Origin of the sequence: Erwinia sp. Leaf53, from assembly GCF_001422605.1 — a bacterium.
GTDB lineage: Bacteria > Pseudomonadota > Gammaproteobacteria > Enterobacterales > Enterobacteriaceae > Erwinia.
Genome location: NZ_LMLK01000012.1, coordinates 103,125 through 117,680, shown reverse-complemented (window position 1 = coordinate 117,680; position 14,556 = coordinate 103,125). Strand labels below are relative to the sequence as shown.

The 14,556-nt window shown below is 60.2% G+C and carries 10 protein-coding genes; 2 read left to right on the top strand and 8 right to left on the bottom strand.

The genetic code is table 11. From position 1 onward, the window contains the following. Positions 1 to 2 precede the first annotated feature (2 nt). The 5 genes from ASF13_RS09300 to ASF13_RS09280 all read right to left on the bottom strand — a co-directional run bounded on the left by ASF13_RS09300 (position 3) and on the right by ASF13_RS09280 (position 6,026). Positions 3 to 1,787, bottom strand: a complete 1,785-nt coding sequence (locus tag ASF13_RS09300; protein WP_056235212.1) for a GMC family oxidoreductase — start codon at positions 1,785 to 1,787, stop codon at positions 3 to 5. A 2-nt stretch (positions 1,788 to 1,789) separates the two neighbouring features. Beyond that, entirely contained in the window at positions 1,790 to 2,530 is a 741-nt protein-coding gene (locus tag ASF13_RS09295; RefSeq protein WP_056235211.1) for a gluconate 2-dehydrogenase subunit 3 family protein, read from the bottom strand. Positions 2,531 to 2,794: 264 nt separating this feature from the next. Beyond that, positions 2,795 to 3,151: a hypothetical protein gene (locus ASF13_RS09290; RefSeq protein WP_056235209.1), complete on the bottom strand. Its 357-nt coding sequence runs from the start codon at positions 3,149 to 3,151 to the stop codon at positions 2,795 to 2,797. Between the two features lie 89 nt (positions 3,152 to 3,240). Next, positions 3,241 to 3,648: a hypothetical protein gene (locus ASF13_RS09285; RefSeq protein WP_056235207.1), complete on the bottom strand. Its 408-nt coding sequence runs from the start codon at positions 3,646 to 3,648 to the stop codon at positions 3,241 to 3,243. 290 nt (positions 3,649 to 3,938) lie between these two features. Next, positions 3,939 to 6,026: an EAL domain-containing protein gene (locus ASF13_RS09280; RefSeq protein ID WP_056235203.1), complete on the bottom strand. Its 2,088-nt coding sequence runs from the start codon at positions 6,024 to 6,026 to the stop codon at positions 3,939 to 3,941. Positions 6,027 to 6,465: 439 nt separating this feature from the next. On the opposite strand from ASF13_RS09280, the gene sbmA reads away from it, so the two are divergent. Then, complete coding sequence (gene sbmA, locus ASF13_RS09275) at positions 6,466 to 7,689, top strand: peptide antibiotic transporter SbmA (protein WP_056235202.1); 1,224 nt, start codon at positions 6,466 to 6,468, stop codon at positions 7,687 to 7,689. 16 nt (positions 7,690 to 7,705) lie between these two features. On the opposite strand, the gene ASF13_RS09270 is transcribed toward sbmA, so the two are convergent. Continuing rightward, positions 7,706 to 9,346 (bottom strand): dihydroxyacetone kinase subunit DhaK, encoded by a 1,641-nt coding sequence (locus tag ASF13_RS09270; protein ID WP_056235199.1) that lies wholly within the window; start codon positions 9,344 to 9,346, stop codon positions 7,706 to 7,708. Between the two features lie 726 nt (positions 9,347 to 10,072). Here ASF13_RS09270 and leuA point away from each other — a divergent pair. Next, entirely contained in the window at positions 10,073 to 11,749 is a 1,677-nt protein-coding gene (leuA, locus tag ASF13_RS09265; RefSeq protein ID WP_056235197.1) for a 2-isopropylmalate synthase, read from the top strand. Between the two features lie 76 nt (positions 11,750 to 11,825). Here leuA and ASF13_RS09260 read toward each other — a convergent pair whose 3' ends face one another. Next, entirely contained in the window at positions 11,826 to 12,593 is a 768-nt protein-coding gene (locus ASF13_RS09260) for a helix-turn-helix transcriptional regulator (protein WP_056235194.1), read from the bottom strand. A 232-nt stretch (positions 12,594 to 12,825) separates the two neighbouring features. Then, entirely contained in the window at positions 12,826 to 14,370 is a 1,545-nt protein-coding gene (locus ASF13_RS09255; RefSeq protein ID WP_056235191.1) for a PAS domain-containing methyl-accepting chemotaxis protein, read from the bottom strand. Positions 14,371 to 14,556: the final 186 nt, after the last annotated feature.

Below are 14,556 nucleotides of genomic sequence, written 5' to 3'. Positions count from 1 at the left end.
CCTTATGCCTGTACCAGCGGGCCGGGGTTTTTCAGATACTGCTCGCGAATCGCCTTCGCCGACCAGTAGGTCAGCGCGGCCACCATCCCGGTCGGGTTATAACCCAGCCCCTGCGGGAAGGCGGAAGCGCCCGGCACAAACACGTTCGGCACGTCCCAGCTCTGCAGATAGCGGTTCAGCGCGCTGGTTTTCGGGTCTTCACCCATAATCGCACCGCCGTTCATATGGGTGGTCTGATACACGGTGGTATCAAAGTGGGTACCCGGCATTTTCGGCGCGCCGCTGATCAGCTGCGGATTCATTGCTTCGGCAATTTTGTGCATGCGCCCGTGCATAAACTGCGACATTTTGATGTCGTTTTCCTGCCAGTCGAAGGTCATACGCAGCAGCGGCTGACCGTAAACGTTTCTGTAGTTCGGATCGAGATCGAGGTAGTTACTGCGGTACGACTGGTGCGCGCCGTGAGCATCCATCGACACGTGATGGGTGTAGCGATCGGCCACCGCCGCCTTCCACTGGCTGCCCCAGTTCGGCGTGCCCGGCGGGGTCGGCAGGCCGGAGATCGGCTTCACGCCCGCCTGGTTGACCCACATCGGCGATCCACCGACAAAGCCGTACTGCGCGTGGTCGAAGTTATCGGCGTTAAAGTCATCAACGCCAACGCCCGCGCCGCCGGCACCAATAAAGTTGTTGGTAAACACGTCTTTATCAAAGAACGCTTTGATGGTGGAGATGTTCTGGTAGGCAAAGTTACGCCCGATGGTGCCTTCATTGGTCACCGGATCGTAAGGTTTGCCGATGCCGGAAAGCAGCATCAGGTGCACGTTATGGAACTGGAAGGCGGAGAGGATCACCAGATCGGCCGGCTGCTCCTGCTCGCGCCCGAGGCCATCGACGTAGGTCACGCCGGTGGCACGTTTCTTATCGTCGGTAAGGTTTACCCGCAGCACGTAGGCGTTGTTACGCAGCTCGAACTTCGCCTCCTGGCGCAGCGCGGGCAGCACGTTAACGTTCGGTGATGCCTTCGAATACATATAGCAGGCGTAGCCGCTGCAGTAACCGCAGAAGTTGCACGGCCCCATCTGCGCGCCGTAGGTATTGGTGTACGGGCCGGAGGTGTTGGCCGACGGCAGATCGTAGGGATGATAGCCGATGCTTTCGGCCGCCTGTGCAAATAGCTGCGCCGAGTAGGTGCGCTTCTGTGCCGGCAGCGGGAAGTCCGCCGAGCGGTCCGGGGCAAACGGGTTACCTTTGCCGCCCTGACCGACCACCTTACCCTTCACGCTCCACGCCGAGCCGGAGGTGCCAAACACCTTTTCCGCCTGGTCAAAGAACGGCTCCAGCTCGTCATAGCTGACGCCGAAGTCCTGGATGGTCATCCCTTCCGGAATAAAGTTTTTGCCGTAGCGCTCTTCGTAGTGGCTGCGCATCCGCAGCTCGATCGGGTCGACGCGGAAGTGAACGCCGGACCAGTGCAGCCCCGCGCCGCCGGTGCCGGTGCCCGGCAGAAACGCCGCCAGCTGACGGTAGGGCTGTGCGGTCTGCGCCGCGTTATGCCGGATGGTCACGGTGCTTTTCGACAGATCCTGGAACAGCTTTTTGCGGATGTTGTAGGTCAGCTCGTCAATCACCTGCGGATAGGCACCGTCAGGATAGGTATCACGATGCGGGCCGCGCTCCAGCGCCACCACGTTAAGACCGGCTTCGGTCAGCTCTTTCGCCATGATCGATCCGGCCCAGCCGAAACCAACGATCACCGCGTCCACTTTTTTCAGTACGTTTGCCATGTTTACGATCTCTCCCCGCGAATCCCCACCGGCGGCAGCGTATAGCGCTCACCGCGTTCCACCCAGTCCATAAAGTCGGCGCGCGCGCCCGGGAAGTTGATCAGCTTCCAGCCCACCAGCCCCTGATTACCGCCGTGGATCGGGTCGCTGAAGAAGCCTTCGCGGGTGTTCTGCAGCAGGAAAGAGAAGAAGGTTTTCGCCGGCAGCTGCGGCAGCGCCGCGTTGCCGGATTCCAGCGCCTGCAGGAAAGCGTCCTGCTGTTCCGCATTCAGCTGTGCAAACACTTTGCCGTGCTGCTGTTTTGCCAGTGCGTCAGCATCAGCGAGCCCGAGACGATAGATGTCACGTGGGACCAGCGGCAGCTGGTAGCCCAGCGCTTTATCGGCATCCGAGTGGAACGGGCCCTGCATATACCAGTTGGCACCGGTGGCATACGGGGTGTTCATCTGTCGATCGATATACTCCGGCACGCCGGCCTCCAGCGCGCCGGGGCCACGATCGTCCGCCGGGATCAGCCGGGCGACCGCCGCGCGGATAAAGGCAAACTCTTCCGGGGTAAACCAGGTCGGCTGGTAATCACGGGCCTGCTGCGGGCCGGTGGCCTGGGGCGTTTCAGCGGCGCTGGCTGCGGCCGGGGCCACGGCCAGCGAGCCGAGGCCGGAACCGATCGCCATCGCCGGTGCGATGCTGATGGTCCGCAGCAGAAAATCTCTGCGGGTGCTTCCTGTTTTTTGCTCTGACATCACATTGCCTTATCAGACGCCGGCGGCTGCAGGCGTGAAAAATGGGTTAACGCGGGTGAATAGTGCTACGGGCCGTAGGGTTTTATTGTAGACGCCACTTTTTTGTTACCGGTAACAATTTTGCAGAGTGTAACAGTAACCCGCGCAGAAAGTGAGGGGATTGAAACAAAAAGGCACAAATTCATTAACAAGCCCGCACTCTGACGGGCTACCGCTTCCTCGTCGGCATCGGGCTGGGCTTCTGCTACTCGTTTAGGTGAGGTGTCAGACCTGCAGCACTGCAGTTTTAACAAACCAGGTTATCGCTGCGGTCATCATCGGCAGGAAAATGCCCCAAAAAACCTTCGAGTCGCTGGAGTTGATACGCGAATTCAGTTTCTCAATCATCGCCTGATGCCGGCTATCCATGTTATCTAAGCGTTCATTAAGCCGAACTTCAAAAGCATGCAGTGTGCCGGTGAATTCGGCTTTGGTGACAAACGTATCACAACGCTCAATCAGCTTTTCCACCGAAGCGGTGGTGGCAAAATTTTTGGAGCGCTCGGTTAGCGCCGTCACATCCAGCCGGATTTGATGCGTATCCTTTTCAAGCTGCTCAATCCGTTTATTTAATTCATCCATCTCGTTTCTCCCTTTGTCAGTGCTGATTCTGCACAGCATCCGCAAGTGGCGGCACCGCGCATCCGGGTTGATCGGTTACCCACGGCCATTCAGGTCATGACGGCGGTGCGGATAAACCAGCCAATCGCGGCGGTCATGCCCGGTAAGAAAATCCCCCAGAAGATTTTGGAATCGACGGCGTTGATCCTTGATTCTGTGGCGTTGATTCTGGAATCTAAACGGCTGATCATCGCCATGTGCCGATCATCCATCTTTGCGAACCGTTCGTTCATCCGGTTGTCCATCCGATCCAGACGATCGTTCAGTCGCACTTCAAAATCATGCAGCTTGCCGTTGAACTCCGCCTTAGTGACAAAGCTATCGCAACGCGCAACCAGCGCATCCACCGAAGCCGTCGTGGCAAAATTTTTGGAGCGTTCGGTCAGCGTTGCCAAATCTACGCTGATTTTATGCGTATCCTTTTCAAGCAGCTCCACGCGTTTGTTTAACTCTTCCATCTCGTTTCTCCCTTTGTCAGTAACAGGCCTGAGTAACAGGCATGACATATTTCAAGCCGCCCAAAGTTCGCGTCTGACCACTTCAGGCGGGGAACGATACGGAAACTTAATTTACAGAAAATTCCAGATAATGACGTACAAAAGATGCGCGAATTTTCATCTGCGCATCTTTTATCAGCGGTGAGTTAAAGGGGCTCAGCCTGGCGCACCGTTAACCGGACAGCACGCAGAGGCAGTGGGTACTCACTGGAGAAGGTAGATTTTAGCCGCGCTTTTCTGCCGGCCGGCACTCACCCCGGCGTGAACGCCTCCAGCCGCGTCTCAGACGGCTGCGGGCGGCCAAAGTAGTAGCCCTGGAACAGCGTACAGCCCTCTTCTTTCAGCCGTTCAAACTGCTCGTTGCTCTCCACCCCTTCGGCGGTGATCTGAATATCCAGGCTGCGGCTCATGCCGGTGATAGCGCGGATAATCGCCAGCGCCTCGCGGCTGTCCTTCATATCGCTGATAAAGGATTTATCGATTTTGATTTTGTCGAACGGGAAGGATCGCAGGTAGCTGAGGGACGAGTAGCCGGTGCCAAAATCATCCAGCGCGATGCGCACGCCCAGCGCTTTCAGCTTCTGCAGCGTCTCAATATTCACCGAGTTGTTATCCAGCAGCACCGACTCGGTGATCTCCACCTCCAGCCGCTCCGGTGCCAGCCCGGAATCGCGCAGCGCAGCCTCCACCACCGAGACCAGCGCGCTGTTTTTAAACTGCAGCGGCGACAGGTTGACCGCCACGCTCTGCCCGCCCGCCCAGCCGGCCGCTTCGCGGCAGGCTTCATGCAGCGCATAGGCACCCAGGCTGTGGATCAGCCCGGTCTCTTCGGCAATCGGGATAAAGTCCATCGGCATAATCATCCCCTTCTCAGGGTGATGCCAGCGCATCAGCGCCTCATAGCCGACGATCTCGCAGTGCTGGTTGTTGGTGATTGGCTGATAGTAGAGCTTAAGCTGACGCCGGGTGATCGCCTCGCGCAGATCGTTCTCAATCAGGCGGCGCTTCTCGGCCTGTTCACCCATCTGATGGGTAAAGTGTTCAAAACGGTTTCGGCCGTTACGTTTAGCTTCGTACAGCGCCATATCGGCACAGCGCAGCTGCTGATCCGGCGAACTGGTTCCACGCTCGGCAAGGGAGATACCGATGCTCAGCCCCACCGACAGCGCATGGCCGTCCACGCTGAACGGCGGGCGGATCACGTCAATCAGCCGGCCGGCGACCAGCTCGGCCTCTTCGCCACCGCGCAGGCCGGGCAGCACGATGGCGAACTCGTCACCGCCGTTGCGCGCCAGCGTATCCTGCTCGCGCAGCACGCCGCGCAGCCTGGCTGCCACCGTACGCAGCAGATCGTCGCCGACCTGGTGCCCCAGCGCATCGTTAACGTTTTTAAAGTTGTCGAGATCGAGGCACAGGGTGGCGGTGACGCGCCGGGCATCGCGATCCTCGCGCAGCGCCTCGGTCAGCCGCTGGCTGAACAGTACGCGGTTCGGCAGGCTGGTCAGGTTGTCGTGGTGCGCCATATGGTGGATACGCGCATCGGCCGCCCGTTGATCGGTGACATCGTCGGCGATCAGCAGCACGTAGTTACGGTGTTCGTCGTTACCGCGAATAACCGAGGCGCTGGCGCTGATAATACGGTCGCCCAGCGGACTGGCCAGCAGACGCTCGTTGCGCTGCATCCCCTGTTTACGCTGCACCGCATCAGAGAGCTGCATAAAGTATTCGCTCATTTCTTCCGTCATGCATTCTGCCAGCTTCTTACCGACAAAATCACGCTCGGAGCCGCCGAGCAGCTGCTCGGCTTTGCTGTTGATCAGCAGGATTTCGCGCGATACCGCGTCTTCAACGATTACGCAGGAGGGAATATTGGAGACGATGGTATCCAGGAAGGTGGAAAGCGCCGCCATCTTCTCGCCGTTACGCTCCGCCAGCTCACGCGCCTGCTGCATCTGCTGCTCGTATTCGCGCAGCTCGGTGTAGTCACGGGTCACTTTGGCAAAGCCGAGCAGCAGCCCCTCATCGTTGCGAATCGCATCGATCACCACGTGCGCCCAGAACGCGGTGCCGTCCTTACGGTAGCGCCAGCCTTTGGTGTCGTAACGACCGGTTTCGCGTGCGATATTCAGCCCGTTCTGCGGCACGCCCTTCTCGCGATCTTCTGCGCTGTAAAAGCAGCTGAAGTTTTTACCGATGATCTCTTCCGGGGTATATCCCTTGGCGCGCTGAGCGCCGGCGTTCCAGTTGGCGACCACGCCATCCGGCTTCAGCATATAAATGGCGTAATCCACCACGCTTTGTACCAGCATGCGGTACATGACATCTGAATCATCTTTCATTTTTAGTGTTACCTGGTCACCGGCGGTATTTCATTGCTGCAAAACGCGGCCGGCTGAAAAACGCCTCTGACGGGCGCAAAATGTCACCGGGGCTTCCCTGCGAAAGCGGCGATGATGTCGGTTACAGTCTTGTTCCAGGGTTCGGGTATAAACTGAAAATCGCTGCCTGTCCAAGATAATTCCATTTACCCATCCTGGTTCATTTCAACAGTATCGGCATTGCTTAAAAAATATTCAGTCGTGCAACATTAATGCTTACCTCAGGGGAGCAGAAGTCAAAACCCGCGCCACGACATTTCCTGAAATAAATGCCCTGAGGTCGCCGGGCAACCTGCCCGTGGCAAGCTACACAGATTTCCTGCAGACACGAACGGATACAACCGTAGCGAGATTATTTACCGGCATTCAGGCTATAAAATTAAAAAATTCAGGAGTTGCGATGTTTAAATCCTTTTTCCCGCGGCCCGGCCTGCTTTTCATCAGCGCCGTGGCCTGGAGCGCACTGGCTATCCTGCTGTGGTTCACGTTTGCCAGCCGGCTGTTTGCGCATCTGATGTTTTTCTCTCCGGTGCCGGCCGGACCGCTGCCCGATAACGCGCTGCGTTTTATCGCCCCCACCTCGCTGGCCTTTGACGGCTACTATCTGCTGGTGGTCGGTCTGTTCAGCGCGGCCTGGTTCTGCCTCAGCCCGCACCCGTGGCAGCGCTGGTCGGTCACCGGCACCGCAATGATTATTTTCTTCACCTGGTTTTCGGTGCAGGTCGGCGTGGCGATTAACAGCTGGTACGGCCCGTTTTATAACCTGATTCAGAGCGCGCTGGACAAGCCCGGCAGCGTGCAGACTGGCACGCTGTACGTCCAGCTGCTGGATTTTCTCAGCATTGCGCTGCTGGCGGTGCTGATAGACGTGCTGAACCTGTTTCTGATCAGCCATTACGTGTTTCGCTGGCGCACCGCGATGAATGACTACTACATGACGCACTGGCCGCAGCTGCGCGGCATTGAGGGGGCCGCCCAGCGCGTACAGGAGGACACCATGCGCTTCGCCGCCACGGTAGAAGAGATGGGCGGCAGCCTGATTACCGCTCTGATGACGCTGATCGCCTTTCTGCCGGTGCTGGTGGCGCTGTCGGCCCACGTAAAAAGCGTGCCGCTGCTCGGCAGCATCCCCTATGCGCTGGTGATCGCGGCCGTGCTCTGGTCACTGCTGGGCACCGGGTTACTGGCCACGATCGGCATCAAGCTGCCGGGGCTGTCGTTCCGTAATCAGCGGGTGGAAGCCGCCTACCGTAAAGAACTGGTTTACGGCGAAGATGACCCCACCCGCGCCGCGCCGCCCACCGTGCGGCAGATGTTCCTGCAGGTACGAAAAAACTACTTCCGCCTCTATTTCCACTATCTCTATTTCAATATTGCGCGCATCTTCTATCTGCAGCTGGACGCGGTGTTCGGCCTGCTGGTGCTGTTCCCCGCCATCGTCGCCGGCGGCATGACGCTGGGGCTGCTGAATCAGATTACCAACGTGTTCGATCAGGTTCGCGGCGCGTTTCAGTATCTGATCACCTCGTGGACCACGCTGGTTGAGCTGATGTCGATCTATAAGCGCCTGCGCGGTTTCGAGCAGGCGCTGGCCGGACCGCCGCCAGGGCTGGCGGCTGGCTAACCGCGCGCGGCCACGCTTACCGCGAGGCCAGCGCGGCAAACACCTGCTGCACGGCCCAGGCACCGGGATCTTTCACCCCGTCAAGGCTCTGCGCGTTGAGGTAAGACGCGCGGCCCGCGCCCGCTTTCTGCATCCGGCTGGTGCTGTCCGCCCCCTCTTTCGCGGCGGCGGCGGCGACTGACAACCCTTCACCCGCCAGCAGCGCGGCAAAAGCCGGTGCCAGCGCATCAATCATGGTACGGTCGCCGACCCGTGCGCCACCGTAGTGCTGCAGCCGCTCCAGCCCCGCGGTCAGCGCCTCAGGCAGCGGATCCCCCTGCTGCAGGCGCTGACCGGCGGCGGTAAACAGGATCGATAGCAGCACCCCACTGGAGCCGCCCATCACCGCCGCCAGCTGTTCGCCTACCACGCTCAACAGCGCCGCAGGGTTATCCAGCGGCAGCTGTCGCGCTTCACAGGCGTGCAGCAGCGCGCGGCTGCCGGCCGCGAAGGTCGAGCCGGTATCACCATCGCCAACCCGCGCATCCAGCTGGTTCAGCTCACTCTCCAGGCCGATCAGGGTCTGGCAGACGGTGGTCAGCACGGCGGCCGCGCCGGCATTCTCTGACGGGGTAAACGACGTCTGCGTGGCGATCGGCTCCGCCGCTAGCGTCACCGGCGGTTGCGGGATACTCACCCCGGGCCAGCCTGCCGCCTCCACCGACGCCCGCAGCGCCGCGTCACGCTCAGGATCCAGCCGTAACACCGACAGCGAGAAGCCTTTCATATCCAGCGCGCTGACCAGCGTGGCCGGCCCGACCAGCAGCGTGACCCGTTTGCCCAGCGTGGAGCGCAGCACCTCGCGGGTCAAAACCGCCATCTCCAGCTGGGAAAAACCGCCGAGATTGTTGACCAGCAGCGCCAGCGGCCCGTCCCCGCTGACGCGCTGCAGGCGCTGGCTCAGTTCGTCTACGATCCTGCGGCTGTTCTGCGTTGCCAGCGTGGAGGCCCCCGGCTCACCGTGAATGCCCATTCCCAGCTCGCTGTGGCCGGGCGGCACGCGGTCGTCACGCACTTCGCCCGGCACGTGACAGGGGCTGAAGGCGAGGCCGATTGAAGCGGTAGCCTCAATCGCCTGCTGCGCCGCTGCCGTCACGTCGCTTAAGGTCCGCCCCTGCTCTGCGGCAAAGCCCGCCACTTTGTGTACCAGCGCGGTACCGGCGATACCGCGCGGCTGCGGGTTATCCGCCAGCGCAATATCATCGCGCACGATGACCATCGCGACCTCATAACCCAGCAGACGGGCCTTTTCCGCCGCCAGGCCGAAGTTAAGGCGATCGCCGGTGTAATTTTTCACGATCAGCAGGCAGCCGGCTGGCCCGGTAACGTTGATGATGGCATGCAGCACCGCATCGACGCTCGGTGAGGCAAAGATATCGCCACACACCGCCGCGGTTAACATCCCCTTGCCGACAAAACCGATGTGCGCCGGCTCATGCCCCGACCCACCGCCGGAAATCAGCGCCACCTGTGATTTATCCCAGTCGCACCGCACCACCACCCGGGTCTGCGGACCCAGCGCCAGGCGAGCCAGATTCGGGTACGGAGACGACATTAGCGCCCCGTCAATCGCTTCATTTACCAAATTTTGTTTCTGGTCGACAAAAAATTGATACATCGCTTTTCTCCGCGTTGAGACACCCTGTGAGGCAGGCCGATCCTGCAGATATGCTCGCTTTGCTGAATGCACCTTGCTGGCTGCCCTGCGTATCAGGACATATCTGCCAGACGAAGTCGATAATAATGACCGCTGTCTGTTACTTTTAGAAATAAACTTTCGCCATTCATTTTAATCATCCGCGTAATCATAATCCTAAAAACGATCCCTTATCGAACAATTAAAGTAATTAGATCTCGAATCAAACCCTTAAATCGAACGAATAAAACCATTCACTATAAATACCATAACAGCATGAATTAAAACGATTAGATAAAACATACGCATTTGACGCATTAATTTACAAAAACAGAATTCAGTTTGAAATTGCAGTATCAATCACAGTTCAAGGTAAATTAAGGTGCATTTATCTGAAAAAAGTTCTAAAACTATCTACAGGGATCTCAATCGGAACGTTGAATCGGCTAACGCCTTCAGGATACATAAGATAAATATTTTAATGATTACCGGCAGTCCCTGTTTTAACCTTAAGCAAAAATAATCCAGACACACGCCAACACCAGGGCGTTACAGGGAGCAGATCGACAGATCTGCTCTTTTTTTTTGCCGCCGCTTGTCCGCTTTTCGCCTGAGATTGTCAGTTTTGCGCCAGCCAGTACGCGCCGGCTTACGGCACACTAGCTGTTCACCCTTGACGCGATCGAAGACCTCTTCAGGAGCCTGAACATGCTGCCACATCCCGCCGAAAAATATCGCCCCTTTCCCGCCCTGACGCTGCCAGACCGCCAGTGGCCGGGCCACATCCTGCGCCAGGCACCGCGCTGGCTCTCCACCGATCTGCGCGACGGCAACCAGTCGCTGGCAGAACCGATGGATGCCGAACGCAAGATGCTGTTCTGGCAGCTGCTGTTGCAGTGCGGCTTTAAAGAGATCGAGGTCGCCTTTCCGTCGGCCTCGCTGACCGATTTCAACTTTGTGCGCCAGCTGATCGGGCAGCGGATGATCCCGCAGGACGTTACCATCCAGGTGCTGACCCAGGCGCGATCGGATCTGATCGATCGTACCTTCGCCGCGCTGGAAGGGGTGGATCGGGCGATCGTCCATCTGTATAACGCCACCGCGCCGGTATTTCGCCGGCTGGTGTTCCGCCAGAGCCGTGAACAGATTATCGAACTGGCCGTCAGCGCCGCCCGCCAGATCCGCCAGCGTTGCGAAGAGCAGCCGCAGACCCGCTGGACCTTCGAATACTCGCCCGAAACCTTCTGCTTTACCGAAATGGAGTTTGCCCTGCAGGTCTGTGAAGCGGTGGCCGCCGTCTGGCAGCCCTGCGACGCACGGCCAATGATTATCAACCTGCCGGCCACCGTGGAGGTCAGCACGCCAAACGTCTATGCCGATCAGATTGAGTACTTCTGCCGCCACTTCTCGCAGCGCCGGCAGGTGTGCATCAGCGTGCATCCGCATAACGATCGCGGCACCGGCATTGCCGCCGCCGAGCTGGCGCTGCTGGCGGGGGCTGACCGGGTGGAGGGCTGCCTGTTTGGCAACGGCGAACGCACCGGCAACGTCGATCTGGTGACCATGGCGCTGAACTTTTATACCCAGGGGATCGCCCCCGGACTGGATTTCAGCCAGATGAAACGGGTGGTGGACGTGGTGGAGCAGTGTAACCAGCTGCCGGTGCATCCGCGCCACCCTTACGCGGGTGAGCTGGTGTTTACCGCGTTTTCCGGCTCCCACCAGGATGCGATTAAGAAGGGCTTTGCCGCGCGTAAACTGCAGCAGGAGCCGCACTGGGAAGTGCCCTATCTGCCGCTCGATCCGGCGGATATCGGCTGCAGCTATGAAGCGGTGATCCGCGTTAACAGCCAGTCGGGCAAGAGCGGTGCCGCCTGGATGATCGAACAGAATCATGGCCTGACCCTGCCGCGCGGCCTGCAGCAGGATTTCAGCCAGCGGGTGCAGCAGGTCACCGACGGCGACAGCAAAGAGATGACCCAGGCGGCGATCTGGCAGCTGTTCCGCCAGGCGTATGGCCTGGATGCCCCGGCCTTACGCCTGAACGACTACCGCAGCCAGAGCGACCACCACGGGCAGCTGCAGTTTGCGGCCAGCGTGCAGCGCGGTGAGCAGGCGATCGCCATCAGCGGCTGCGGCAACGGGCTGCTGTCGGCCGCGGTAGACGCGCTGCGCCAGGCGTTCGACGTCCCCTTTGCCATTCAGGACTACCATGAGCACACCCTCGGCCAGCGTAGCGACAGCCGTTCCGTTGCCTATCTGCGCTGCACCTTCGGCGACAACCGCAGCCTGTGGGGCGTCGGCATCGACAGCGACGTGTCACGCGCGTCGCTGCAGGCGCTGCTAAACGCGCTGGGGCAGGCTCTGTCCGCCGCAGGGAAATGACGGCCAGCACAGGTTCAGCCCGCCGCCGGCGTGTTACCGACAGGGCCGCAGGCAGGAGCCTCACCGCCGGGCAGGCTCAGCCGCGCGCCGGGAAGTAGTCGCTGGGTGCCACGCCCATAATGCGGCGGAACATGGCGCTGAACGCGCTCTGGCTTTCGTAACCCAGCTCCAGCGAGACGCTCAGCACCGAGTCGCCGCGCGCCAGCCGCGTCAGCGCCTCCATCAGCCGCGCACGCCGCACCCAGTCGCTGAACTGCAGCCCGGTCTCCTGACTGAAGCGCCGGGCCAGCGTGCGGCTGCTGGCGTTAATCTGCCGCGCGCCGTTCTCCAGCGTCCAGCGATCGCCAGGCCGCGCGCGTACCGCACGGCACAGCGCCACCAGCGCGTCGCTGGACGGTTCCGGCAGGCGCAGCGGCAGCTCATCCAGCCCCCGTATCTCATCCAGGATCAGCTCATAGATGCGCTCGGCGCGGCTGGCGGGTGGGTACACCTCCGGCAGCGCCAGCGCGCTGACGATCAGTTCGCGCAGCAGCGGCGACACCTGCACCACCTGACAGCTGGCGGGCAGATCGGCGCGCGCCAGCGGATCGATAAACAGCGTCCGCGCCGCAACGTCACCGGTAATCTGCAGTGCATGATGCACGCCGGCCGGCAGCCAGACGCCGCGTCCCGGCGGCACGATCCAGTGCCCGCTATCGGTCTCGACCCGGACGACACCGGTCAGCGTATGCACCAGCTGCGCACAGTTATGATAATGGCGCGGCTGATGCTCGCCGTGGCGGTAGTCATGGGCAAAAGGCACCAGCGGGCGGGTGGCAAAGCTGAAGTCGATAGTGGAGGACATAACAGGCTCGCGATAGCGTTCAGGCCTAAAGCTTATCACAGGACGATCGCCCGCTGGCGGCCAGACAGGGGTGACAGCGGCCAGGCTCCGGGTAGACACAATGACAGAAGCCCCGGGCATCCGCTTATGGCGGCACACCCGGGCATCGTTTCAAAAGACAGCGAACCGCAGCCGGTGTGGCAGCGGCGGCGCGTAAAGCGGCACACCGGCAACGGGTAAAGACGCTTTGTGCTTAACGGAACACGCTGATCGCCTCCACCAGCCGGGTGGCCTGGCGGTTCATCCTGCCGGATGCCTGGGCGCTCTCCTCCACCCGGGCGGCGTTCTGATGGGTAATGTGGTCCAGATCCTCCACTGCCAGGCTCACTTCGCTCAGCGCGGTGGCCTGCTCGGCGGTAGCTTCGCTAATCCGGGTAATCAGCGTGGTGACGTTCTGCACCTGGCTGACGATATTTTCCATCGTTTTACCGGTGTCGTTCACCTGCAGGGTGCCCGACTGCACTTTGGTGGTGCTGGTCTCCACCAGCGACTTGATCTCGCTGGCCGCCGCCGCGCTGCGCTGCGCCAGGTTACGCACCTCACCGGCTACCACCGCAAAGCCTTTGCCCTGCTCGCCGGCGCGGGCGGCTTCCACCGCGGCGTTCAGCGCCAGAATATTGGTCTGGAAGGCGATGCCGTCAATCACGCTGGTAATGCTGGCGATCTTTTTCGAACTGTCGGTAATTTCCGCCATCATTTTGACCATCTCCTGCATCGCTGCACCGCCCTGCAGCGCGCTTCTGCTGGTACCGATCGACAGCGTGTTGACCTCGGCGGCGGTATCGGTGTTGTTCTTCACCGTGGCGGTCATCTCATTCATGGTGGCGGCGGTCTGCTGCACGTTAGCGGCCGCCTGCTCGGTACGGCGGCTCAGCTCGGCATTGCTCTGCGCGATGGCATCGCTGGCACTGAGCACGTTGATGGCCTGACCGCTGACGTCACCCACCAGCCAGCGGAACATCAGCCCCAGCTGGCCGATGGCGCGCAGCGTCATACCCACCTCATCAACCCGGTCCATCTGCTCAACTTTCTGGCTGTCCCCGGTGGCCACGCCCAGCGCCTGCTGGTAAACACGCTCGATCGGCCGCGAGATCTGGCTCTCCAGCCAGGCGGAGACGAGCAGCAGCAGCAGCGCCATACCGGCAGCGAAGATGCCGGTTGCGGTAGCGCTCAGCCCCAGCCCCCAGACGCCCAGCGTGGTCAGCGGCAGCAGCAGCAGCAGCGGGCTGCGGATGCGCCAGCGCAGCGGCTGGGTCTTAAACAGTGAACGCCAGCGCATAAGGCCGGTGCGCACCACCAGCCCTTTATGAAAACGCACGCCTTTCGCTTTGCCATCGCGGAATTTTTGATACAGCGCGGCGGTCTCGCGTACCTCCTGCTGGCCGGGCTTAGTGCGCACCGACATATAGCCCTGCACCTGGCCGTTGCGCACTACCGGGATGGCGTTGGCACGCACCCAGTAGTGATCGCCATTTTTACGGCGGTTTTTCACCAGCGCACTCCATGGCTCCCCTTTTTTCAGCGTCGCCCACATATCGGCAAAGGCTTCAGGCGGCATATCCGGATGGCGCACCATATTGTGCGGCTGGCCGTTAATCTCTTCAGGCGTAAAACCGCTGACCTCAATAAACGCATCATTGGCGTAGGTGATGCGGCTGCTGGCGTCGGTGGTCGACATCAGCGTGGCATCATCGTCAAACAGGTACTCTTGCTGTGTAACGGGCAAGTTATTACGCATGGGTTAAATCCTTCATGGGATCAACAAAAGTGAGGTAAGAGGGGATGAGTTATATTTTTTTATATTTTCGGCGCGAACGGGCAGATCTTTAGTGGCCTTAACACAAATCACATGACGCAGGTAGCATATCCACTCGCTCAGTGACGGCAGGTGGTCGCCGGTGAACGGTCAGTTGCAACGGGCAGA